At 57.4% G+C, this 22,529-nt stretch carries 24 protein-coding genes; all 24 read right to left on the bottom strand.

The window, feature by feature from the left end:
- Positions 1–265 precede the first annotated feature (265 nt).
- The 24 genes from BW958_RS12800 to flhA all read right to left on the bottom strand — a co-directional run bounded on the left by BW958_RS12800 (position 266) and on the right by flhA (position 22,451).
- Positions 266–1,099, bottom strand: a complete 834-nt coding sequence (locus tag BW958_RS12800) for an MlaA family lipoprotein (protein WP_076576138.1) — start codon at positions 1,097–1,099, stop codon at positions 266–268.
- Positions 1,100–1,178: 79 nt separating this feature from the next.
- Positions 1,179–2,429, bottom strand: coding sequence for a c-type cytochrome biogenesis protein CcmI (ccmI, locus tag BW958_RS12795; RefSeq protein WP_076576137.1), 1,251 nt, complete (start codon positions 2,427–2,429; stop codon positions 1,179–1,181).
- Positions 2,426–2,890: a cytochrome c-type biogenesis protein gene (locus tag BW958_RS12790; protein WP_076576136.1), complete on the bottom strand. Its 465-nt coding sequence runs from the start codon at positions 2,888–2,890 to the stop codon at positions 2,426–2,428. Before BW958_RS12790 ends, ccmI begins: the two co-directional genes overlap by 4 nt.
- The gene (locus tag BW958_RS12785; protein WP_076576135.1) at positions 2,887–3,417 is read right to left on the bottom strand and encodes a DsbE family thiol:disulfide interchange protein; all 531 of its coding nucleotides are present in this window, start codon (positions 3,415–3,417) and stop codon (positions 2,887–2,889) included. The genes BW958_RS12790 and BW958_RS12785 overlap by 4 nt, the downstream gene beginning before the upstream one ends.
- Positions 3,414–5,369, bottom strand: coding sequence for a heme lyase CcmF/NrfE family subunit (locus BW958_RS12780; protein ID WP_076576134.1), 1,956 nt, complete (start codon positions 5,367–5,369; stop codon positions 3,414–3,416). Before BW958_RS12780 ends, BW958_RS12785 begins: the two co-directional genes overlap by 4 nt.
- A complete protein-coding gene (gene ccmE / locus BW958_RS12775; RefSeq protein WP_076576133.1) occupies positions 5,366–5,860 on the bottom strand; it encodes a cytochrome c maturation protein CcmE in 495 nt (164 codons plus the stop codon). The genes BW958_RS12780 and ccmE overlap by 4 nt, the downstream gene beginning before the upstream one ends.
- Entirely contained in the window at positions 5,857–6,063 is a 207-nt protein-coding gene (gene ccmD / locus BW958_RS12770) for a heme exporter protein CcmD (RefSeq protein ID WP_076576132.1), read from the bottom strand. The genes ccmE and ccmD overlap by 4 nt, the downstream gene beginning before the upstream one ends.
- 2 nt (positions 6,064–6,065) lie before the next feature.
- Positions 6,066–6,806, bottom strand: coding sequence for a heme ABC transporter permease (locus BW958_RS12765; protein WP_076576131.1), 741 nt, complete (start codon positions 6,804–6,806; stop codon positions 6,066–6,068).
- Between the two features lie 122 nt (positions 6,807–6,928).
- Positions 6,929–7,597, bottom strand: coding sequence for a heme exporter protein CcmB (ccmB, locus tag BW958_RS12760; RefSeq protein ID WP_076576130.1), 669 nt, complete (start codon positions 7,595–7,597; stop codon positions 6,929–6,931).
- On the bottom strand, positions 7,597–8,232 hold the full coding sequence (gene ccmA, locus BW958_RS12755) for a cytochrome c biogenesis heme-transporting ATPase CcmA (protein WP_076576129.1): 636 nt from the start codon (positions 8,230–8,232) through the stop codon (positions 7,597–7,599). The genes ccmB and ccmA overlap by 1 nt, the downstream gene beginning before the upstream one ends.
- 155 nt (positions 8,233–8,387) lie before the next feature.
- Positions 8,388–8,774 (bottom strand): DUF2802 domain-containing protein, encoded by a 387-nt coding sequence (locus BW958_RS12750; RefSeq protein WP_083687334.1) that lies wholly within the window; start codon positions 8,772–8,774, stop codon positions 8,388–8,390.
- A gap of 18 nt (positions 8,775–8,792) precedes the next feature.
- Complete coding sequence (locus BW958_RS12745; protein WP_076576127.1) at positions 8,793–9,281, bottom strand: chemotaxis protein CheW; 489 nt, start codon at positions 9,279–9,281, stop codon at positions 8,793–8,795.
- Positions 9,282–9,348: 67 nt separating this feature from the next.
- Positions 9,349–10,221 (bottom strand): chemotaxis protein CheW, encoded by an 873-nt coding sequence (locus tag BW958_RS12740; RefSeq protein WP_076576126.1) that lies wholly within the window; start codon positions 10,219–10,221, stop codon positions 9,349–9,351.
- The gene (locus tag BW958_RS12735; protein WP_076576125.1) at positions 10,218–11,012 is read right to left on the bottom strand and encodes a ParA family protein; all 795 of its coding nucleotides are present in this window, start codon (positions 11,010–11,012) and stop codon (positions 10,218–10,220) included. The genes BW958_RS12740 and BW958_RS12735 overlap by 4 nt, the downstream gene beginning before the upstream one ends.
- A 4-nt stretch (positions 11,013–11,016) precedes the next feature.
- Positions 11,017–11,922 carry a flagellar motor protein MotB gene (locus BW958_RS12730; RefSeq protein WP_076576124.1) on the bottom strand — a complete coding sequence of 302 codons (906 nt, stop codon included), beginning with the start codon at positions 11,920–11,922 and terminating at the stop codon, positions 11,017–11,019.
- A gap of 2 nt (positions 11,923–11,924) precedes the next feature.
- Complete coding sequence (locus BW958_RS12725; protein WP_076576123.1) at positions 11,925–12,665, bottom strand: flagellar motor protein; 741 nt, start codon at positions 12,663–12,665, stop codon at positions 11,925–11,927.
- On the bottom strand, positions 12,665–13,777 hold the full coding sequence (locus BW958_RS12720; RefSeq protein ID WP_076576122.1) for a protein-glutamate methylesterase/protein-glutamine glutaminase: 1,113 nt from the start codon (positions 13,775–13,777) through the stop codon (positions 12,665–12,667). The genes BW958_RS12725 and BW958_RS12720 overlap by 1 nt, the downstream gene beginning before the upstream one ends.
- Positions 13,778–13,814: 37 nt before the next feature.
- Positions 13,815–16,082, bottom strand: coding sequence for a chemotaxis protein CheA (locus BW958_RS12715; RefSeq protein ID WP_076576121.1), 2,268 nt, complete (start codon positions 16,080–16,082; stop codon positions 13,815–13,817).
- A 12-nt stretch (positions 16,083–16,094) separates the two neighbouring features.
- Positions 16,095–16,835, bottom strand: a complete 741-nt coding sequence (locus BW958_RS12710) for a protein phosphatase CheZ (protein ID WP_076576120.1) — start codon at positions 16,833–16,835, stop codon at positions 16,095–16,097.
- A 12-nt stretch (positions 16,836–16,847) separates the two neighbouring features.
- A complete protein-coding gene (gene cheY, locus BW958_RS12705; protein WP_005357654.1) occupies positions 16,848–17,231 on the bottom strand; it encodes a chemotaxis response regulator CheY in 384 nt (127 codons plus the stop codon).
- Between the two features lie 114 nt (positions 17,232–17,345).
- Entirely contained in the window at positions 17,346–18,062 is a 717-nt protein-coding gene (locus BW958_RS12700) for an RNA polymerase sigma factor FliA (protein WP_076576119.1), read from the bottom strand.
- Positions 18,055–18,897, bottom strand: coding sequence for a MinD/ParA family protein (locus tag BW958_RS12695; RefSeq protein ID WP_372629728.1), 843 nt, complete (start codon positions 18,895–18,897; stop codon positions 18,055–18,057). The genes BW958_RS12700 and BW958_RS12695 overlap by 8 nt, the downstream gene beginning before the upstream one ends.
- Before the next feature lie 34 nt (positions 18,898–18,931).
- Positions 18,932–20,338 carry a flagellar biosynthesis GTPase FlhF gene (gene flhF / locus BW958_RS12690; RefSeq protein WP_076576117.1) on the bottom strand — a complete coding sequence of 469 codons (1,407 nt, stop codon included), beginning with the start codon at positions 20,336–20,338 and terminating at the stop codon, positions 18,932–18,934.
- A 16-nt stretch (positions 20,339–20,354) separates the two neighbouring features.
- Positions 20,355–22,451, bottom strand: a complete 2,097-nt coding sequence (flhA, locus tag BW958_RS12685; RefSeq protein WP_076576116.1) for a flagellar biosynthesis protein FlhA — start codon at positions 22,449–22,451, stop codon at positions 20,355–20,357.
- Positions 22,452–22,529 lie beyond the last annotated feature (78 nt).

Below are 22,529 nucleotides of genomic sequence, written 5' to 3'. Positions count from 1 at the left end.
GTCTTGAACTACAGTCAACTTGAAACTTTCGTCATACCTAGCCATGAAAATACCCCAAAGGTTGGATTTGCGTCCAACTTTTGGGGTGCAGTTCACTGTGCGGGGCGTTTTTTATGCTAATGCGCAGAATTATCCAGCGTCTGGCACCTGACGCGATCTCAGTAATGACCGCTGAAGCATCAACCAGCCATCTCTACTCATCTTAAATAACAGCGGCCTCACACTGGAGGCCGGCTGAATTGCACAGACGTTCGATGCCAATAGGTTACTTGTCGATCTCGTCCATATATTGATCGAGCTCTTTGTCATCCGATGGGGTGGATGGCTTGGACTCGGCCGCAGGTGCAGATACCTCCAGCTTGACCGGCTTACCATCGACCTTGGACTGGGCATATTGCAGATAGAAGTCCTTGGTCAGGCCATATGGGTCGAGCGCGTTGTCAATCATCGGCTCTTGCGGGATCAGCTTGGAGCGGCTGTCGAGCGCGCCCAGTGTCCACTGCACCACACGCACCGGCCAGGTCAGCAGTGAATAGGGGAAATAGAGGGTATCCACCACATCCCCGGTCAGCTCCCGCCCAGTGGTCGGGCCCATGCCCGGCAGCATCATGTAAGGGCCGTTGCCGATGTCCATGCGACCGAGCAGGGTGCCGAACCCAAGCATGTTGCGCTCCAGTCCCATGTGTTTAGCCACGTCGAAAATACCGAGCACACCGATGGTGGTGTTGATGGTAAAGCGACCCAAGTTGGTCCCCGCCCCTTTCAAATCGCCCGACAGCAGGTGGTTAACCATGCTGCTCGGCTCGTTGAAGTTCTCAACGAAGTTGCCAATCCCGGTGCGCACCCCTTGCGGCAACTTGGCGTAGCCATGCACGGCAGGCCTGGCGGCATAGGGCTCGAGTACGTCATAGTTGACCGCCCACATGGCCCGGTTGGCGCCTTCAAACGGATCGCGGAGATCTTTGGCCACGCTCATCGCCTTGGCATTGGGCTTGTCACCCGAAGGATCCGGCAGACTGGGAGGCCCTTCCTTAGGGGGACCACCGGCGCAACCGGCCAGCAATAAAAACGGCAGCAACGCTGCCACTCGCAATTGCATGACTGACACCATCTTGTTGTGTGTATTGGATTTATTCTAGTTGAAGCGCCGCTCAAGCAAAACGGCGCCAAGAGAAGAATTAAAGAGGGTGATCGATGCGAATGTCAATCGACACCGGCATGGGCGCCTGTAAATCAACCGGTTGCGACGCGCCTTCCCAAGCACCACTGCGATCCATCACGTTGCCACTGGCCGAAATCCGGGCCCGAAACTGCAGCTTGGGATGATCGGCAAGCTTACCGCCCTCCATCATGGCGTCGGCATCGGTCAGGCGCAGCGACACAGGGAAACGGGGCGATTCGATGCGCTGTACCGCAATCGGCATCGGCGGGCCATCGGGCTCCACGGCATAGACAAACAGATAGCTGTGCTCGGGCAGCGTGACCCCTTCCGAGAGCGTCACCGTGAGCGGGAAGCCGCTGGCAGCCGATGCCGCACTCTGCCCGGCGCTGGCACCATGAACCACCGGCGCACGCTCAGCCAGTTGCTGGCGGGCATAGTTCATGGAGCGCTCAATCATCTGATAGCGTGCAGAGCCCGCTTCCAGCAGCGGCAACATACTCTGCCATTCGGCCAACGCGCCTTGATAATCCTCTTTTTGCAGTGCCATAAAGGCCGTTAGCGAGCGCGCCTCCAGATTGGAAGGGTTGCGTGCTAACACCTTGCCCAGCAACTCACGGGCACGCGCTTCATCGCCATTGGTCATCAGCGCCTGGGCGTAAGGCACCGCCACCAGATCAGGGTCAGGGGACAGCCGGTAAGCCCGCTCCAGCGCCTGCTCGGCCGACTCGCCATCATTGCTGTCGAGCAGCAGGCGACCCAGCAGCAGCCAGCCACGGTAATCCTGACCATCGCTTTGCAAACGGGTACGCAGCGCCAGTGTGAAATCCTGCAGATCCTGCTCGGTCACCTGACTGTCGCGCTCAACCAGAATGCGGTTGGAGAGCTCGCTAAGCCGGCTGCTGGCGCTTTGCCAGGCCATCACTTCGCGCCACCCTCCCAAATGCCAGTACAGCCCGACACTGATCACTACCAGCGCCAGCACCCCGGGCAGCCACACCCAGCGAGCACCAGCGCTCGCTGGCGTCTCGGCCCCCGGCACATCGTCCAGCAGACTGCGCTGCAGCTCGACCAGGGTCTCCTGCTCATCACCGAGCACGCCGACTTCACGCTCTTGCTCGATTTCCACCAGCCGGCGCTGATACAGCCGGCGGTTCAGTTCACTGCGGGTAAGCCCGCCCTGCGGCAGGTTAGCGCGCCATAACGGCAGGCACAGGGCCAATGCGCAGAGCACGATAAGCAGCAGGGCAACCATCACTAATCCGGTCATGATCTCTGTTCCTCATCGAGCAAGCGAGCCAGTCGTTGCCGCTCTTGTTCCGTCAGCTCGGCCGACACCACCGCCGTTTTGCGACTACGCAGCACAATAAACAGCATGCCGAGCACAATGGCACCCAACGGCGCCAGCCAGAGGATCAGGGTCGAGGCCATCAGCGGCGGATCATAAAGAATGAAGTTGCCATAGCGAGCGACCATGTAATCAATTACATCCTGCTTGCTCTTGCCGGCGCGCAGCATCTGATAGGTCTTGTCACGCAGGTCCTTGGCCAGACCCGCATTGGAGTCGGCAATATCCTGGTTCTGACATTTGGGACAACGCAGCTCCCGGGTCAGCTCACGAAACACCTGCTCCTGGTTGTCATTATCAAACTGGTAAACGTCGATATCGGCCCGCACCGGCAGCGAAAAAAGCATCCACACACAGGCAAGCAGTGGCAGCAGTTTGGTCATTGCAACCCCTCATAGATGGCCTTGAGGGTCGATTGCCACACCTCGGGATTGATATCGCCCACATGGCGATAGCGGATGATGCCCTTGCTGTCGATAAAGAAGGTCTCCGGCGCGCCATATACCCCCAGATCCAGCCCCAGCATGCCATCGGGGTCATACAGGGTCACCTGATAGGGATTGCCCAGATCTCGCAGCCAGCCAATGGCCTTGTTGCGATCGTCTTTGTAGTTCATACCGACGATGCTGACGCCCTCGCCTGCCAGCTGTGCCAGATAGGCGTGCTCGGATTGACAGGTTGGGCACCAGGTTGCCCAAACGTTGAGCAGCAGCGGGCGACCAGTTAGCAGCGAGCGGTCATGGCGCTTACCGAGATCAAACAGATCCTGCAGGGCAAATTCCGGCACCGGTTGCCCGATAAGCGCTGATTCGAGTTTGCGCGGATCGCTAAACAGGCCGCGAAACAAAAAACCGGCCCCCACTACAAAAATGAAAAACGGGATGAGGAACAACCAGGTGCGGCGGCTCATGCCTTCTCCTCCTCACGACGGGATGATAAACGGTAACGACGATCGAACATCGCAAGCAGGCCGCCGAGCGCCATGATAAGGCCACCGACCCAGATCCAGCGCACCATCGGTTTGTAATAAAGACGCACCGCCCAGGCGCCATCGCCAAGGGGTTCACCCAGCGCGGCATAGAGGTCGCGGCCAAAGCCGGCGTCGATCGCCGCTTCCGTCATTGGCATGCGAGTCACGGTGTAGTTGCGCTTCTCTGGTTTGAGCAGTGCCACCTGTTTACCATCGCGGTGTACTTCAATCACGCCTTTAAAAGCCTGATAGTTGGGGCCATCTTGCTCACGAATCCCGGTAAAGACAAACTCGTAGTCGGCAAACACGGCGCGATCGCCCGCTTGCATGCGCAGATCTTTTTCAATGCTGTAGTTCTGGGTGCAGGCAATCCCGATGATAGTGACCGCCAACCCCACGTGGCCCAAAATCATCGCCCAGTGGCTGTTGCCCAAACGGGTAATGCCGCTAGCAAACGGCTGGCGCCAGGTGGCGCGCGTCCAGGTTTCCTGAATACTGGTGATGATGATCCAGACCCCGAGCCCCACACCAAGCGCCGCCCAGGGCTGCACCGAGCCTGCCAGCCACAGCGGCAAAGCGATGGCGGCCATCAGGCTGATAATCAGGGCCAGCGCTACCTTGCCGCGCAGTTCCCCCAAAGATTGCCGGCGCCAGCGAAACAGAGGGCCAACGCCCAGCAGCAGGGCAAATGGGATAATCAGCCAGCTGAAGATATGGTTAAAAAACGGCGTACCGATGGAGATGCTACCCAGCCCCAGCTCTTTGTGTACCAGCGGCAGCAAGGTACCAAGCAGTACGGTTAACAGCGCCGCCACCAGCAGCACGTTGTTGCCCAGCAGCAGGGTTTCACGGCTCCACAGCTCAAACTTGCCGTGACTGCGCACCTGCGAACCCTTGAAGGCATAAAGCAGCAGTGAAGAGCCGATCACCGCCAGCAAGAAGCCCAGAATAAACAGGCCACGGGTCGGATCGCTGGCAAAGGCATGCACCGAGACCAGCACACCCGAGCGCACCAGAAAGGTCCCAAGTAAACTGAGCGAAAACGCCGAGAGCGCCAGCAACACTGTCCAGGCTTTGAAGGTCGCCCGCTTTTCGCTGACGGCCAGCGAATGCAGCAGCGCCGTGCCCGCCAGCCAGGGCATGAAGGAGGCATTTTCTACCGGATCCCAGAACCACCAGCCGCCCCAGCCCAGCTCGTAATAGGCCCACCAGGAGCCAAGTGCGATACCGAGCGTCAGGAAGATCCAGGCCGCCATGGTCCACGGGCGTGACCAACGGGCCCAGGTGGCATCAAGCCGCCCGGTCAGCAGCGCCGCAATAGCAAAGGCAAATGCCACGGCAAATCCCACATAGCCCATGTAGAGCATCGGCGGGTGGAAGATAAGACCGGGGTCTTGCAGCAGCGGGTTAAGATCGCGCCCATCCACCGGATAAAACGGCAGCGTGCGGGTAAATGGGTTGGAGGTAAACAGAATAAACGCACTGAAACCCACCGCAATCAGCCCCAACACGCCCAGCACTCTGGCCACCGCATCCAGCGGCAAGCCACGGCTAAAACGCGCGACCGCAGCCGTCCAGCCGCCAAGAGTGAGCGCCCACAGCAATAAGGAACCTTCGTGCGCCCCCCACACCGCCGAGATGCGGTAGATCACCGGCAACAGGCTGTTGGAGTTGCTCGCCACATAGAGCACTGTGAAATCGTTGCTGATAAACGCCCAGGTCAACGAACCAAACGCTATCAAGAGCAGCCCAAACTGCACATAGGCCAGTGGCCGGGCACTTCGCATCATGCCCACATGACCGCGGTGAGCCCCCCACAACGGATAGACACCCAGCAGCAGCGCCACCGTCAGCGAGAGGATCAGGGCAAATTGTCCCAACTCCGGGATCATGACTGGCTCCCTTTTCGCTGCGCATCACTGGACTGCGGTTTGAAATGCTGCATCCCTTTAAGGGTGTCGGACACCTCCGGCGGCATGTATTTCTCGTCATGCTTTGCCAATACTTCGAACGCATCGATGGTAGTGGCATCACGCAAGGTACCTTGAGCGACAATCCCCTGCCCTTCCCGGAACAGATCCGGAAGAATACCCTCGTAAGCGACAGTCACCAGACCGCCACCGCCATCCACCAGCTGGAACGTCACCTTAAGACTGTCACTGGCCCGCTTGACCGAGCCCGGCACCACCAACCCACCGATACGCAGACGCTGCCCCTCGTGGGGTTTGAGCTTCTCCGGCCCCTTGCCATTGATCAGTTCCGTCGGCGTGTAGAAGAGATCGATGTTCTGGCTCAAGGCGTAGAGCACCAAGCCCGTCACCGCAGAGAGCCCGACCAGAATGGCCAGCAAAATGGATAGCCGCTTCTTGCGTCTCGGATTCATAGGGTATTCTCCAGCGAACGTGCCGCCATCCGGCGGGACTCCCGCGCCTGTTTACGGCGCAACTCGGTTAACAGATGGCGACGGCGCGAGCGGGTCACCAGCAGCAGGCCAAGCAACGAAATCAAGGTCACACCAAAGGCCAGCCAGACATAGAAGGCGTAACCGCCCATGGCAAGAAAATCAGCAAACGAGGCAAACTGCATGACTATTTCTCCTGCTCGGCGATAGCTTGCACCCAGGGACGCTGCCACTCCCGCTCAAGCAGTTCATTGCGAAAACGCATCAAGGTCAGGGCGCCCAGAAAACTGGCAAAGGCGACAATCATGATCAGCAGGGGCCACAACATGGCAGGCGCAATCGACGGTTTGGCAAATTTAGTGATGGTGGCGCCCTGGTGCAGGGTATTCCACCACTCCACCGAGTAGTGAATGATGGGCAGGTTCACCACCCCCACCAGCGCCAGAATGGCGGCGGCGCGACCTGCCAGCATCTTGTCGCTGAAGGCCTGATAGAGCGCCATCACCCCCAGATAGAGAAACAGCAGGATAAGCTCAGAGGTGAGCCGGGCATCCCATACCCACCAGGCACCCCACATGGGTTTGCCCCAGGCGGCGCCAGTGAACAGGGCGACAAAGGTAAAGACGGCGCCAACCGGGGCAATGGCCGCCACTGTCATGTCCGCCATACGCACCTGCCACACCAGACCAATCAGCGCAGCCACCGCCATGGTGGAGTAAGCCCCCATGGACCAGATGGCCGCTGGCACGTGGATGTAGATGATGCGAAAGGAATCACCCTGCTGATAATCAGCCGGTGCAAACAGCAGGCCCCATACCAGTCCGATGATAAAGGTGATAGCAGAGACAAGCGCAAACCAGGGCAGCAGTTGACCGGCCAGTTGATAGGCCCGCTCGGGTTTGGCGTAAGGGTGCAACCATTTCCACATAGCTCACAATACCTTTGTTGTCATTATCTGGTTGGCGAGAGGCTACCTTACCGTCTAAATGGACATAGGAAATACCTAAATCTGAATAACGCGACCAACCTCTTGATCCAGCTCAAAAAGCGTTAATGCAGACTCACTCGCAGCGCGGCGGCAACCGCCATGGGTGTCAGGGTCAACGAGCCCGCCAGCAGAGCTGCCAATATCGCCAGTTGACCGTTGTACGCTAATCCCATGCTGGCTGCATCAATGGCTGATGTCGCAAAAATCAGCACGGGAATAAACAGCGGCAACACCAGCAGGCTCAGCAACACGCCACCACGGCGCAGCCCCACCGTCAGCGCCACCCCGATGGCGCCGAGCAGGCTCAGCACCGGTGTACCGAGCAGCAGCGTCAGCGCCACGGCCTGCCAGGTTTGCCAATCCATCGACAAAAGCACTGCCACCAGAGGAGAGAGCAGCAGCAGAGGTAAACCGGTGAGCAGCCAGTGGGCACTCACCTTGCCCAGCGCCACCAGCGGCAAAGGACAGGGAGTGAGCATCAACTGCTCGAGGGAGCCGTCGGCGAAGTCATCACGAAACAGCCGCTCCAGAGAGAGCATGGCCGAGAGCAGCGCTGCCACCCAGACGATGCCGGGCGCCATGCGTGACAGCAGTGCCGGCTCCGGGCCAATTCCGAGCGGAAACAGCGTGATGACAATCAGAAAAAACCAGAGCGGATTGAGGATATCGGAGCGCTGACGCACTGCCATCAATAATTCACGGCGAATCACTTGCCACAGGATATCGAACATCAGGCAGCCCCCCGCAATCCAGCAGACAGGCTTAAACGGCGTAGCCGCTCAGGTGAGAGCGCCATCTCCTGGTGTGTGGTGAGCAGCACCATGCCGCCCTTATCGGCATGGCTGACAAACAGCGACTCAAGAATGCGCACGCCGTTTCGGTCAATCGCCGTAAACGGCTCGTCGAGGATCCACAAGCGCGGCTCGTCACACAGCCACAGTCTTGCCAGCGCAACACGCCGCTGCTGACCGGCCGAAAGATGGCCGCAAGGCGTCTCTTCAAAGCCAGCCAGACCCACGCGAGCCAGCACTTCCCACAGATCACGCTGACCGGATGGATGATGCATACGCTGGTAAAACGAGAGGTTTTCATAGGGGGTCAGTGCTGTTTTTACCCCGGCATGGTGGCCGAGGTAGAGCAAATTTGCGTGGTATTCATCGCGGCAGTGGCGGATCTCCTCCCCCTGCCAGCAGACGCTGCCTGCGTGGGGCTGGGACAAACCGGCCAAGATCCTCAGCAGACTGGTTTTGCCCACACCGTTGGGACCTTCCAGCTGTACTACATCACCGGGCGCAATATCAAATGAGAGCGATTCGAACAGCGTTCTATCTTCACGAACACATGTCAATTGACGGGCTTGGAGCATGGTGACCCTGTGGTTAACAGACAGCGAGCGCAGTCTATCACAGGAACCACATGGACCATTTCATTGATGAGTTAACTATTGGTGAAAAGTGTGATCGCCAGTAAGGCAAAAAAGGGAAGGTAGCCCTTCCCACTTCAACGTCGTTCCCACTTGGACTAGGGGCGCCCTTTGCGCAAGGAGATGAGCAGCTCGGCTTCCGCCTTGGGCAACTCGCACTCGGCCATCAGCTCCTCAATGTCGGCACCGAGCTCGACCATCTTGGCAGCGCGGCTATAGAGCTTACGCTCCGGATCCTGCAGACTGAGCTCCTGCTGGTTATCCTGAAGACGGTTGACCAGCCCCTCCATCGCTTGCAGGCGTTGGCCCATGCCGATGGTACCAGAGTGCATTTCGACCAGCTGCCGGCGCAGGCTTTCTACTTTGCCAAGCAGCTGCTCTCGCTCCTCTTTGGCCGCCGAGCGGACACGACCAAGGGATCGCCACAAGATGATGACAACCAACAGGGAAACAGTGGCTAGCCCAAGGGCCAGCCATTCGATCAGCGATTGAAGCATGTAGCCTTAGAGGGAACCGATGTCTTCCCACTCCTCGTCGGTGAGCAGCTTGTTGAGATCCACCAGGATCAGCAGCAGTCCGTCGCGATTGCTCACACCCTGAATGAACTTGGCGCTCTCTTCGGTGCCGACAGCCGGAGCCACATCGATTTCGGACGAGCGCAGATAGACCACTTCCGCCACGCTATCGACCATGATACCGATCACCTGCTTTTCAGCCTCGATGATGACGATACGGGAGTTTTCACTCACTTCTGCCGGCGGCAGGCCAAAACGGGAGCGAGTATCGATGACGGTGACCACGTTACCACGCAGGTTGATGATCCCCAGCACATAGTCAGGCGCGCCCGGAACCGGAGCAATCTCGGTGTAACGGAGCACTTCCTGAACCTGCATCACATTGATGCCGTAGGTTTCATTTTCCAGCTGGAAAGTCACCCACTGCAGTACTTCGTCCTCTGCCAGGTTTTGTGCAACATTGCGCTTTTCGCTCATCGTCGTGTTCCTTGTATGAATACGTCTTAGGTAAAACTAGCAACAAAAATGCCCGACTGCCCTGTTATCAGCGTCCTTCGATGTTGACGCCACGTTCCAGTAACCGTAACAGCTCCTGCACGTGCAGTAGTGCACACTTCTTTTCTTTGACCATCCCTGCCAGCCAGGGACGCTTTCCTTCCTGATTACGCCATTTCACCTGATCCTGGCGCAACCGCTCGGTGCCCTTGAGATGATGACAGCTCAACCCCCAGCTAGAATCGCCCAAGGTGATCAGATAATGATACGCAGGCATATCGTCATGGGAACTATCCGGCATCACCCACTGTGCCGTATCCACCACTTTTAGCTTCTGCTCGCGCTGGGTCATGATGCCGCGAAACCAGGGGGCCTGACCAAACAGTGAGGTGATGTCTCCGAGTTTGTGGATCCCGCCAAGCTCGGTAAGTGGCACGGCAAACGTCACGCCAGCCACATCGAAAAACAGTGCCTGGAATTCATTGCCAAGCTCGATATTGCGCCACTCTTCCGGCGACGGCTCAGGCTCAGCCGCCAGCTCGGTCTGGGTTGCAACCTCGGTGGTCACCACGGTGTCCACTTGCGGAATCACCGTATCCACCAGCGGCTCGCTCACTACCTCGGGCAAGGCTTCGGTCTGCGGCAGCGTAATGACTTCGGCCTCAATGGTCAGCGCTTCAACCTGCTGGGTCGAGATCGCCTCCATCTCCTCGTGCACCTGGCCGACCTGAGCCAGTAATTCGCTCAAACGCTCAAGACGCTGCGGCTCTTCAAGATAAGGGCGCGCTTCTTCACGCCGGCTCGCCACCGGCTGCAGTTGAACAACCGGCTCGGCAACCGCAACCTCAGCGACGGATTCCTCTTCAAGCAGCAGGGCATGGAAGTAGTCATCCATGGCCCGAATTTGGGTAGACTCTCTCATGATGCCACCTCCAGACGCTCTTTCTTGTCGAGGGCATCGAGAAATTGCAGCAAGGTCTGATAGGCATAAGTGCCTCGACTTCCCGGCGAGAAGATCGACGGCGGAATATGCAGCAAACTCGCATCACGGAATTTGGTATCAATCGGGATCACCGAGGGCCACACGGCGTCTCCATACTGCTCTTTGATCGATTTAAGGGTCATCAGGGAGGCGCGAGTCCGTTTATCAAACATGGTGGGAACGACGGTGTAACGAAAGCCCCCTTTCTTCGAGCGTTGCATGATCTCGAAGGTCTTCATCATTCGCTCCAGCCCCTTGAGGGCCAGAAACTCGGTCTGAACCGGAACCAAAATCCGATCACAGGCGGCGACCGCATTGACCATCATGACCCCCAACACGGGCGGACAATCGATGATGGCGTAGTCGTACAAATCCTGGATCTGCAGCAAGGCACGCTTGAGCACCAGCCCCATCCCTTCGCGATTACCCATCACCCGGTCCAAGGTTGCCAGGGTAATGGAGGCAGGGAGCAGATGAATATTGGTAAACTTAGTCTCGAGTGTCAGTTTTTTGACAAGTTCTCGGGTTGGGCGCGGCGCCTGAAACAGTTCATAGAGGGTAGCGTCGAGACCATCAGAGTCATAATCAAAGTATGCCGTCAATGAGGCATGGGGGTCAGTGTCGATAAGCAGCACCCGCTTGCCCCGCTGGGCAAGGATACCGGCCAGCGAAACCACCGTTGTGGTTTTGCCTACACCGCCTTTTTGGTTTGCTACCGTCCACACTCTCACGTTATCAATCCTGCCTGGTCGTTATTCTGATGCCACCTTGTGGCAATGTTATCGTTTTAATGTCACTCGAGCCGGTGCCCGCACTGGGCGCGGGTGACGGTGTAGTAACCGTCTCCTCTACCGGTGGGCTGGCAGGTGGTGCCGGTGTCCAGCCATAACGGGAGAGCGCGATCACGACCTTGCGATTTTGCGCTCTGCCAGCCTCACTACCGTTATCGGCCCAAGGAGAAAACTCTCCATAGGCTTCCATCGCTAATCGATGTGGATCAATGCCATGAGTCATCAGGGCATCGAGTACAGCACTGGCGCGCGCCGCCGACAGTTGCCAGTTAGAGCGAAACAGCTCGTTGCGGATCTGCTGGTTGTCGGTATAGCCGCGCACCCGAACATAGTTGTTGACCGGACTGACCACATCGGTCACCGCCTTGAGCACGCCGTCTGCCCTTATCGATAAGGTGGCGCTCCCGCTGGCAAACAACATCCCTGAATTGAGCTCAATGGTCAGCCACTCGTCATCACGATTGACCTTGACCTGACCCGACTCGGCAATCCCGGTCAACGCCTTAATCAGGGCTGCATCAATCGATGCAAGAGATGCGCCATCACGTTTACCGGCTATCATCGTTGCGGGTGGCTCGCTCGCCACCACCGAGGCCGACTCCGGTGGCAGTTCAGCCGAGTCCAGTAATCCGGTGCTCCCCTCTAACAATCCATCACGCACAGGCGCTGTCTGACTGAATGCCTGGGTCAGGCTTTCGAGTATGCCGTGATACTTCTCTTTATTTACCATAGCGACCGAATAGAGCACGACAAATAGGGCAAAAATGAGAGTCATGTAATCGGCGTAGGAAACCAGCCAGCGGTCCAGGTGCTCGCGCCCCTGCTGATGCAGGCGATGGCGGCGTCGCATGGCTATTCTCCCTTAAGATACATCTGCATGTGCAGACGCAACTGACCCAGATTGTCACCCCGGGCGATACTCATCAGCCCCTCCAGCGTCATCTCCTGAAACAGAAGATGGTGGTAGTGCAGAGCCCGCAGCCGGTTAGCAATCGGCAAATAGAGCAAGTTGGCAAAACCGACACCATAGATAGTGGCGACAAACGCCACCGCAATACCGGCCCCCAGTTGATCGGGATGCTCAAGGCTCTTCATCGCCTGAATGAGCCCCAGCACAGCTCCGATGATACCGACTGTGGGACTGTAACCGCCCATGGATTCAAATACCCGGGCGGTGTGTTCGTTACGCTCCTGCTCGAGAAAAATCTCCTCCTCAAGCATCGCCTTCATCTGCTCTTGCTCCACGCCATCCACCAGCATCGCCAAACCTTTGCGCGTGAAGGGATCAGACTCCTCTTCCGAGAGCGTTTCCAAGGAGAGAAAACCATATTGACGTGAGCGCTGCAGCCACACTTCAAACCGGACGGCTTGCGCCTCAAGATCGTACGCTTGATTGGTAAACAACAGCCGTAGTTGACGGGCAGCACGGGCCAGCCCTTTGACCGGGGTCTGCAAGACCACGGCACCGAGGGTGCCACCCATCACAATCACAAACGCCGGGCCATCAATCAGCGTCAGCAGGCTGCCTCCATGCCACTGCTGGGCAAGAGCAACACAACCAAGCGCGAACAAAAAGCCCAGCCATCCGACCATTAGCGGCCTAACTCCACCAAAATCCGCTGCGCAACCCGATCAAGGGGTAGCGATTCCGAAGCGATGCCCGCCTTGGCAACCGCCTGCGGCATCCCGTAGACAACACAACTGGCTTCGTCCTGTGCCCAGATGGTCGAGCCCTGCTCTTTGAGCAGACGCGCACCGTCACGGCCATCGGCGCCCATACCGGTCAGCACAATAGCCAGCACCTTGTCAGCATACGCTTTTGCCGCTGACGCGAACGTGATGTCAACGCAAGGCTTGTAATTCACCTTGTCATTTCCATCAATAATGCGGATTCGCGCAGAGCCCGGACGCCCTTCCAACAGCATTTGCCGGCCGCCCGGAGCAAGATAGGCCTGACCCGGACGCAGCACATCACCGTCTGCAGCCTCCTTTACGCCGATCTTGCACAACCCGTCGAGACGGGCGGCAAACGCCGCGGTAAAAGTCGCAGGCATATGCTGAATGAGCAAAATGGGGTGCGGGAAATCCGCCGGCAACTGGGTCAGCACAGTTTGCAGCGCTACCGGGCCGCCGGTGGATGTTCCGATTGCTACCAACTGATAGCTTTTGCCGGAACGCTTAAACACTGGAGCCGGCGCAGTTGCCGCTGCCGGGCGCTCCACAGGCGCACGGGGCGTCATTGGGCGAGCAGAGCTAACCGGTTCGCTGGCAGGCGTTGCGGCGCGAGCACGTGAGCCAAGCAGGAAGCGCTTGCGGGAAATTTCCTTAACCCGCTGTTGCAGCAGACTGACTGCCTCTTCCTTATCGCGAGCGATGTCCTCAAACTTTTTGGGCAAAAAGTCGAGTGCCCCCGCTTCGAGGGCATCGAGCGTCGCTTTGGCGCCTTCATGAGTCAAAGAGGAGAACATCAGAATCGGCGTGGGGCACTTGGCCATGATTTCACGCACGGCGCTGATCCCGTCCAGCACCGGCATTTCCACGTCCATGGTGATCACGTCAGGATGCAACGCGATCACCTTGTCCACCGCCTCACGGCCATTTTGGGCCGTGTCGATCACAGTCATTGACGGATCCTGATTGATGATCTCGCTCACCCGTCGCCGGAAAAAGCTCGAATCATCAACCACTAACACTTTTACAGCCATTATTGTTCTTTTATCTCCCGATTCAGGCTGATATCAATCAATGACGGCGGGCATACGCCTTGAGTAGGCTAGGTACATCCAGGATCAGGGCGATCCCCCCATCACTGGTAATCGTGGCGCCGGCCATGCCTGGAGTGCCCTGCAGCAGTTTGTCGAGCGGCTTGATCACCACCTCTTCCTGCCCGATCAGGTTGTCCACTACGAAGCCAATCTGCTGGATACCAATCTGGACAATCACCACATGCCCCGCATCCTGACGTGTCTTGTAGTGGCGATTGTTACGCACCAGCCAGTGTTGCAGGTAGAACAGCGGAATGGCCTTCTCACGCACAATGATGGTGAGCTGCCCATCCACCATGTTGGCCTTTTTCAGATCCAGGTGGAAAATCTCGCTCACACTGCTGAGCGGCAAAGCGAATGTCTGCTTGCCCACTTCAACCATCAAGGTCGGCAGAATGGCCAGGGTCAACGGAACCTTGATCTCGAGACGAGTCCCTTTGCCCTTGGAAGAGTCGATGTGGATCGAGCCATTGAGACTAATGATGCTGGTCTTGACCACGTCCATGCCGACACCGCGACCGGAGATTTCAGAAATCTCCTTCTTGGTAGAGAAACCGGCGGCAAAGATCAGGTTGTAAGCCTCATTATCAGTCATGCGGGCGGCGGCATCCGGGTCAAGTACGCCACGCTCGATGGCGATCGACTTGAGCTTCTCCGGATCCATCCCGGCACCGTCATCCTCGATACAGAGGAGAATATGATCCCCTTCCTGGGAGGCGCTCAGGGTAATGGTACCTTGACGTGGTTTGCCAGCGGCTTCACGCACATCCGGCATCTCAACGCCGTGGTCGCAGGAGTTACGCACCAGGTGAACCAGCGGATCGGCAAGTGCCTCAACCAGGTTTTTGTCCAGATCGGTATCTTCACCAATCAGAACCAGTTCAATCTCTTTCTTGAGTGAACGAGCCAGGTCGCGAACCACCCGTGGGAAACGACCGAACACCTTCTTGATAGGCTGCATGCGGGTCTTCATGACCGCGCCTTGCAGATCGGCGGTAACCACATCCAGGTTGGCGACGGCCTTGGACATGTCCTCATCATTGCTGGCAATGCCGAGGCTAACCAAGCGGTTACGCACCAGCACCAGTTCACCCACCATGTTCATGATGACATCCAAGGTCTTGGTGTCGACACGAACCGTGGTATCAGCCTGAGCAGCAGCGCTTTCCTTATTTTCGGAAGCTGCAGGTGCTTTGGCAGGTGCCGCCGCCGGTTTGCTCTCAGCTTTGGGAGCAGGCGCGGGCGCCGTAGCAACCGGCTTGGCTGACGGAGCTGGCTTGCTCTCCGCTTTAGCGACAGGGGCTACAGGCTTGTTAACCGCAGGGGCTGGCTCAGGTTTGGCTGCAGCAACCGGTGCTTCCACTTTTGGCGCAGCAGCGACAGGGACTTCAGCCGGTTTAGCCGCAGGGGCACTACCTGGAACCGTCGGGCCCTGGCCGCTGCCATGCAGCTGATCCAGAAGACGCTCGAACTCGTCATCATCGATGAGTTGATCCACTTCCTGCTGCACATTTTGCAGCGGGTTGGTGACCGCGGCGCCCGCGTGCTGACCCTTGCCGTGCAGCTGATCAAGCAGCGCTTCAAATTCATCGTCGGTAATATCGCCACTTCCAGCAAGCAGCGGAGTCGGCTCTTTAGTGGGGCTCTTCCCGGCGCCATGCAGTTCATCGAGCAGACGCTCGAATTCATCGGCGGAAATCTCATCAATGGTGCCACCGGATGTCGGCTCGAGCGGCATCTCCTCAGGCAGAGGCTCCTCTTCAACCAGCTGCACCTGAGGTTCAGGCTCAGCTGCCGGCTCGGCAACCGCGCCCGCTACGCCACCGGCACCGGTGGTACGCAGCTGCTCTTCCCCTTCCGGTTTGCACAACTCGTGCAAATCGTGCAGCAGGTCATCGGATGCAGGACTGGGTTGTTCGCGGTTCTGCACCTGAGTAAACATCTCGTTGATGGCATCAAGCGCCTGCAGAATCACATCCATCAGCTCGGAAGTGACACGACGCTTGCCGTTACGCAGGATGTCAAAGACGTTCTCTGCGCCGTGGCAAGCATCCACCAGTTCGCCCAGGGAGAGGAAACCTGCCCCCCCCTTGACGGTGTGGAAGCCACGGAAAATGGCATTCAGCAGGTTGGTGTCATCCGGCCGCTTTTCGAGATCTACAAGCTGCTCTGATAGTTGCTCCAAGATTTCGGATGCTTCAACCAGAAAGTCCTGCAGAATATCCTCATCAACTTCAAAGCCCATTCGTCGACTCCGTTAAAATCCCAAGCTGGAGAGCAGGTCATCCACATCATCCTGACCATTAACGACATCATCGCGATGCTCGGTATTGATGATAGGTCCTTCTGCCTCGATCGTGTTGCGAAGTGTGGGTTTTGGTACCTCAGCGGGTGCCACGTCCCCAAACATCGTCAACATCTCAACCAATTTTACTTCGACTTCCTGTACCAGCTTGATGACCCTGCGGATCATTTGACCGGTGAGATCCTGAAAGTCTTGAGCCATCAGAATTTCTGTCAGAAGTTTTCTTAACGTATCGGCGTCAACCTCGGAAGACTTAAGAAAATCATCGAGTTGATGACACAAAACTTTGAATTGGCCCACATTGAGCTCACGCGTCATGAGTGCCTGCCAACCCGGAAGCACGGATTGAATACTGTCGTTGAGTCGATCGGCAATAGGCAGACTGGCCTCGACCGCATCCATGGTCCGGTTGGCCGCCTTGTCAGTCATATCGATGACATAGGTGAGATTTTCACGGGCATCGGGAATTTCATGGGTCGCCATGACGGGAATTCGGGGATCAAGCCGGAATTCCTGCAATGAATCATGCAGTTGCCGAGTCAATTGCCCGACTTTCTCAAACAAGGTGTTGGCGTTGGGAACACACACCTCCGCCAGCAGTTCGTCCGCCTTCCCGAACTCGTCCTGTTCAAGATAGGCGACGAGCATCCTTGCCTGTTCAAGCGTAATGATTGCGCCCGTTTTGGCCGTCATCCTTGGCGCTCCTTAGCCGATACGTTCGAAAATCTTATCGAGCTTCTCTTTCAGAGTCGCCGCAGTGAACGGCTTGACGATATAACCGTTAACGCCTGCCTGAGCCGCTTCAATGATCTGCTCACGTTTGGCTTCTGCCGTCACCATCAGCACCGGCAGGTGCTTGAGCTTGTCATCGGCGCGAATCGCCTTGAGCAAATCGATCCCTTGCATGCCTGGCATGTTCCAGTCAGTCACGACAAACTGGAAGTCGCCATTTTTAAGCATTGGCAGGGCAGTGTTGCCGTCATCGGCTTCATGGGTGTTGTTGAAGCCAAGATCTCTTAGCAAGTTCTTGATAATCCGGCGCATTGTCGAAAAATCGTCAACAATGAGGATTTTCATGTTCTTGTCCAAAATTCCCTCCTAAATGGCCACCCGTCGGGCAGCCAGCGTTGCTGATGCAGAATGCCGAGATTGTTATGAACATTATGCCCTACACCGTGTTTTTAGTGTAGCTAGTACAAAGAGTTATGCCTGCCAATCGCGCAATCTAGCTCGCAATCTGTGCATTGCCTGGCTGTGGATCTGGCTAACACGCGATTCGCTTACATTGAGAATCTCGCCAATCTCCCTGAGATTGAGCTCTTCATCATAGTAAAGCGACAGCACCAGAGCCTCACGTTCAGGCAGGGTGGCTATATTCTCGGCCAACGCAGCCTGAAAGCGTTCGGCAGCCAAATCTTCATAGCCGTGACTGACACAGGCACCCTCGGTCGAGAGCACATCCTCGCTGACACCCAGATCTTCGATACCGATGATCTTGCCGCAAGAGACGTCCTGCAGCATGGTGTGATACTCCTCGAGCTCCACACCCAGCTGCGATGCAACCTCATTGTCCCGGGCATCACGCCCCTGGGCCTTTTCAACCTGATTGATCGCTTCGGCGATCATCCGGCTGTTGCGATGAACCGAACGGGGGACCCAATCCCCACGCCGTATCTCGTCAAGCATAGCCCCGCGGATGCGGATACCGGCATATGTTTCAAAACTTGCGCCCTTGCCCCCGTCAAAGTTGCGGGACGCTTCAATCAACCCAATCATACCCGCCTGGATTAAGTCATCGAGCAGAACGCTGCTGGGCAAACGGGCCAACAGGTGCTGGGCGATGCGCTTAACCAGAGGTGCATGGCGCTCGATAAGCGCATAAGAATCCTGTTGGCGAAAGTATGCTTGGGCTTTATTCACGAGAACCTTCCTTTATTGTGGTCGGCTTGTTCAAAAGCGTCTCGAGGAAAAACTCGAGGTGACCGCCGGGCTGGCTCGGTACTGGCCAGCTCGCCGCCTTGTTGGCCAAGGCCCGAAATGCCAATGAGGCCGGGGACTTGGGAAAGGCGTCGACAATCAATTTTTGCTTGCGAACAGACTGACGCAGGTTGGTGTCGTAAGGGATACAAGCGACCAATTCGAGCGAAGTCTCAAGGAAACGATCGGTAACCCGGGTTAATTTTGCAAAAAGTTCCTGCCCCTCACGCAAACTGCGGACCATATTGGCAACCACCTTAAAGCGGAAGACACCGTGTTCCTTGGAGAGGATCTTGATAAGTGCGTAAGCATCGGTAATCGAAGTGGGCTCATCACACACCACCACCATGATGTCCTGGGCGGCGCGGGAAAAGCTCAGCACCATGTCGGAGATACCGGCTGCGGTATCCACCATCAGGATATCGATAGGTGTTTTCATCTCGCTAAACGCGCGAATGAGGCCGGCGTGCTGAGCCGGTGACAGTTCAACCATCGACTGGGTGCCGGAGGTTGCCGGCACAATCATCATACCGTTGGGACCTTCGATAATGATGTCATCGAGGGAGCACTCCCCAGCCAGCACATGGGAAAGGTTGCGATGAACCCGCAGCCCCAGCATGACATCGACGTTGGCCAGGCCGAGGTCGGCGTCCAGCACCATCACCCGCTTGCCCTGCGCTGCCATGGCTCCGGCCACATTGAGGGTGACGTTGGTCTTGCCCACCCCACCCTTGCCGCCTGAAACGGCGATCACTTTCACCCGGTTGTTTTGACGCATTTTGCGCAGCCCACTTGCCTGATCCATATATACGTTACTCATAAAATTCCGAATCTTCCGTCTCGCCGTAGCCTACACCCCAGAAATAGGTCTCTTCCGGTTGTTTCTCCAAAGAGCCTATGGCCGTGGCGACCAGCTCGGCGGGCTCGGCCAGCCGAATATCTTCCGGAACCCGTTGCCCGTCGGTGACATAACTGATGGGCAACGCATTCTCGATACATACATTGATCACTTCCCCGAGGCTCAAGCTCTCGTCGAGCTTGGTCAGAATGCAGCCACTAAGGGGAATACGCTTGAAGTGATCGACAGCCTCTTGCAGCACCCGGCGCTGAGCCGTGGCCGGCATCACCAGATAACTGCGAATGCGAACCTTGGCATTTTTAACCAGGGTGTCAAGTTGCTCGGTCAGGCGAATATCCCGCTGGCCCATTCCTGCCGTATCAATTAGCACCAGACGGCGGTGGCGGAACTGATAGAGCACCGATGCCAGCTCCTCGGCATCGCGCACCTGACGCACCGGGCAGCCCATGATCCGTCCGTAGGTTTGCAACTGCTCATGGGCACCAATCCGATAATTATCGGTGGTAATGAGCGCCACCTGATCGGCGCCATATTTCATGGCAAAGCGCGCCGCCAGCTTGGCAATCGTGGTGGTTTTGCCCACACCGGTTGGTCCAAGCAGCGCCACGGCGCCACCCTGACGCAGGATATCATCTTCGCCTACCTTGAGCTGACTGGTCAGCATCTCGGCCACCTGCGCCATGCCTTCGTGCACCGTCATCTCTTCGGGCACCATGCTGGCCAGCTGGTCGGTAAAGGCGTCATCCAGACCAATCTTCTTGAGCTCTTTAATCAGCAGCGCCCGCATTGGCTCGCGGCGCTCCACTTCCTGCCACATCAGTCCGGAGATTTGATGCTCAAGCAACTTGCGGATGCTGGCCATCTCGTGGCGCATGGCTTCGAGCTCGCGATCGCGGCCAGCGCTCTCTCGAGCCGGCGCACTGTTGCCGCGACCCGATGCTGCGGGGCGAGAACGAGCCGGCGCTTTGTTGGCGGCAGGCGCTTCCCACTGAGCCTGTTCGGCCAGTGTTTTGGGCGCATCAGCCGCACTATGGGAACGTGCCGGCGCACTAGCCTGTTGTTGGCGAGCCAGTAGCGCCGCCAGAGAGTCGGCGTAGTGCTCTTCTTTCGCTGACTTAGCCGGTCGGGCAGCGGTCATCTGACGAGCAGCCGCCGAAATATTGACGTGCTCTTCTCCACCGGCGGAGCGAGCAGGCTCCTTGGCGGGTATCACCTGAGCCTGATAGTCGACCGCAGCCACGATCTCGACCCCACCGGTGACCTTTTTGTTGGACATGATCACTGCATCCGGCCCGAGGGTCTCTTTGACCTCGGCCAGTGCCGTTCGCATGTCTTTGGCAAAAAACCGCTTAATCTTCACCTGTCATCTCCGCTTACTAGTTCTGCCCTATCGCGCTGACGATGCGGATCTGCTTGTCGTCAGGGACTTCCTGATAGGACAGGACGCGCAACCCAGGAATGGCATTCTTAACAAACTTGGCCAAGGTATTGCGCAAAATTCCTGATGTCAGCAAGACTGCCGGCTGACCTTCCAGCTCCTGACGTTGGGTGGCTTCGACCAGGGAGCGCTGCATCCGCTCGGCGAGACCGGGCTCGATACCCGCCCCTTCGTTACCACCTGCCTGCAGAGATTGATGCAATATGCGTTCCAGCTCCGGAACCAGCGTAATCACGGGAAGCTCGGGCTCGGTGCCGGCGATCTCCTGCACAATCAACCGACGCAGAGCGATACGGCAGGCGGCAGTGAGCACCTCAGGGTCCTGGGTGCGCGGCGCATACTCGACCAGGGTCTGCAGTATGGTCCGCATATCACGGATAGGCACGCCCTCGGTAAGCAGGTTTTGCAATACCTTAACCAAGTTCCCCATGCTGATGACTTCCGGAACCAGGCCATCCACCAGCTTGGCCTGATGTTTGGCCACCAGATCCAGCAGTTGCTGCACTTCATCGTGACCCAGCAGCAAAGCGGCATGGTTTGAGAGCAGCTGACTGACGTGGGTTGCCACCACGGTCGCCGCGTCCACCACCGTATAACCGAGTGTCTGGGCGTGAGAAACCTGATCGCGAGAGATCCACACGGCATCCAGCCCAAAGGCCGGGTCACGAGTCGGCGTTCCTGGCAAGGTGCCAAACACCTGGCCCGGGTTAATGGCCATCTCTTTATCGTGATAGATCTGCGCCTCGCCGGTACTGACGCCCATCAGGGTGATGCGATATTGATTGGGCGCCAGATCCAGATTGTCGCGGATGTGCACGGCAGGCACCAGAAAGCCCAAATCTTGCGAGAGCTTTTTGCGCACCCCTTTAATCCGGTTGAGCAGCTCACCGCCTTGAGAGCGATCCACCAGCGGGATCAGCTGATAACCGACTTCCAAACCAATGATATCAACCGGCATGACATCATCCCAGCTCAGCTCACGCGGCTCCTGGCTGACCGGTTGGTCACTACCCTCCACCTTCTTGGGTTTGGCAGCGCGGCGTTTTTCCAGTGTCAGCAGCCACCAGGCCAGCCCTGCCGCGACGGCGCCAAGGGAGAGAAAGGCAAAGTGCGGCATCCCCGGCACAATCCCCATCACCAGCAAGATCGCAGCACTGATGATGAGTGAGCGCGGGTTGCTAAACAGTTGACCCAGCACCGCCTGACCCATGTCCTGGTCGGTGTTTTGACGGGTTACGATGATGGCAGCAGCAATTGAGAGCAGCAGTGACGGAATTTGGGCGACCAGACCATCACCGATACTGAGCAGGGTATACAGGCGGGCTGAATCGCCAAAACTCAGGCCATGCTGCATCATCCCGATGATGAAACCACCGATGATGTTGATAAACAGGATCATGATACCGGCAACGGCATCACCCTTGACGAACTTGGACGCACCATCCATCGACCCGTAAAAGTCCGCTTCGGAGGTTACGTCCTGACGGCGCTTCTTGGCCTCTTCTTGATTAATCAGACCGGCATTGAGGTCGGCGTCGATGGCCATCTGCTTGCCAGGCATGGCATCTAACGTAAAGCGGGCACTGACTTCGGAAATACGACCGGCACCCTTGGTGACCACTACGAAGTTGATGATCATCAGGATGGCAAACACGATGATACCGACGGCGTAGTTCCCTCCGATCACCACCGAGCCAAACGCTTCAATCACATGACCGGCCGCGTCCGGGCCATTGTGGCCTTCCAGCAACACGATACGGGTCGAGGCGACGTTAAGCGCCAGACGCAGCAAGGTGGTGACCAGCAGAACAGTTGGGAAAGCGGCAAATTCCAGCGGCCGGCGGGTATAGATGGCCACCAGCAACACCACCATCGAAAGGGCGATGTTAAAGGAGAAGAGCATATCGAGCAGGAAGGCCGGCATCGGCAGGACCACCATGCCGAGAGCCGCCAATACCATTAGCGGGGTACCGAGTCCCTTGGAGAGCCATCCGCGATACCCTTTGAGCCGGGTCAGCATCAGCGTCTTGTCCATCGTCCACATCTAGCCTGACAAACTGTATCAAGCATAAAGCAAATTTCGTTCCACCGACATAACATATTGATGTGGCTA

The sequence above is a fragment of the Aeromonas sp. RU39B genome (genome assembly GCF_900156095.1).
GTDB lineage: Bacteria > Pseudomonadota > Gammaproteobacteria > Enterobacterales > Aeromonadaceae > Aeromonas.
Note: the sequence above shows the minus strand (reverse complement) of the source record. Positions and strands in the feature narration are given on the sequence as shown.

Excerpts from the sequence above, each read along its gene's own strand:
- BW958_RS12790 (WP_076576136.1), bottom strand. The coding sequence starts at position 2,890 with ATGACCAAACTGCTGCCACTGCTTGCCTGTGTGTGGATGCTTTTTTCG.
- BW958_RS12785 (WP_076576135.1), bottom strand. The coding sequence starts at position 3,417 with ATGAGCCGCCGCACCTGGTTGTTCCTCATCCCGTTTTTCATTTTTGTA.
- BW958_RS12730 (WP_076576124.1), bottom strand. The coding sequence starts at position 11,922 with ATGCGACGCCGCCATCGCCTGCATCAGCAGGGGCGCGAGCACCTGGAC.
- BW958_RS12715 (WP_076576121.1), bottom strand. The coding sequence starts at position 16,082 with ATGGGCTTTGAAGTTGATGAGGATATTCTGCAGGACTTTCTGGTTGAA.
- ccmB (WP_076576130.1), bottom strand. The coding sequence starts at position 7,597 with ATGTTCGATATCCTGTGGCAAGTGATTCGCCGTGAATTATTGATGGCA.
- BW958_RS12720 (WP_076576122.1), bottom strand. The coding sequence starts at position 13,777 with ATGGCTGTAAAAGTGTTAGTGGTTGATGATTCGAGCTTTTTCCGGCGA.
- BW958_RS12745 (WP_076576127.1), bottom strand. The coding sequence starts at position 9,281 with ATGAGCGAAAAGCGCAATGTTGCACAAAACCTGGCAGAGGACGAAGTA.
- BW958_RS12740 (WP_076576126.1), bottom strand. The coding sequence starts at position 10,221 with ATGAGAGAGTCTACCCAAATTCGGGCCATGGATGACTACTTCCATGCC.
- BW958_RS12765 (WP_076576131.1), bottom strand. The coding sequence starts at position 6,806 with ATGTGGAAATGGTTGCACCCTTACGCCAAACCCGAGCGGGCCTATCAA.
- ccmE (WP_076576133.1), bottom strand. The coding sequence starts at position 5,860 with ATGAATCCGAGACGCAAGAAGCGGCTATCCATTTTGCTGGCCATTCTG.
- BW958_RS12780 (WP_076576134.1), bottom strand. The coding sequence starts at position 5,369 with ATGATCCCGGAGTTGGGACAATTTGCCCTGATCCTCTCGCTGACGGTG.
- BW958_RS12710 (WP_076576120.1), bottom strand. The coding sequence starts at position 16,835 with ATGACGGCCAAAACGGGCGCAATCATTACGCTTGAACAGGCAAGGATG.
- ccmA (WP_076576129.1), bottom strand. The coding sequence starts at position 8,232 with ATGCTCCAAGCCCGTCAATTGACATGTGTTCGTGAAGATAGAACGCTG.
- flhA (WP_076576116.1), bottom strand. The coding sequence starts at position 22,451 with ATGGACAAGACGCTGATGCTGACCCGGCTCAAAGGGTATCGCGGATGG.
- BW958_RS12695 (WP_372629728.1), bottom strand. The coding sequence starts at position 18,897 with ATGCGTCAAAACAACCGGGTGAAAGTGATCGCCGTTTCAGGCGGCAAG.
- BW958_RS12725 (WP_076576123.1), bottom strand. The coding sequence starts at position 12,665 with ATGGTCGGATGGCTGGGCTTTTTGTTCGCGCTTGGTTGTGTTGCTCTT.
- ccmD (WP_076576132.1), bottom strand. The coding sequence starts at position 6,063 with ATGCAGTTTGCCTCGTTTGCTGATTTTCTTGCCATGGGCGGTTACGCC.
- BW958_RS12800 (WP_076576138.1), bottom strand. The coding sequence starts at position 1,099 with ATGCAATTGCGAGTGGCAGCGTTGCTGCCGTTTTTATTGCTGGCCGGT.
- ccmI (WP_076576137.1), bottom strand. The coding sequence starts at position 2,429 with ATGACCGGATTAGTGATGGTTGCCCTGCTGCTTATCGTGCTCTGCGCA.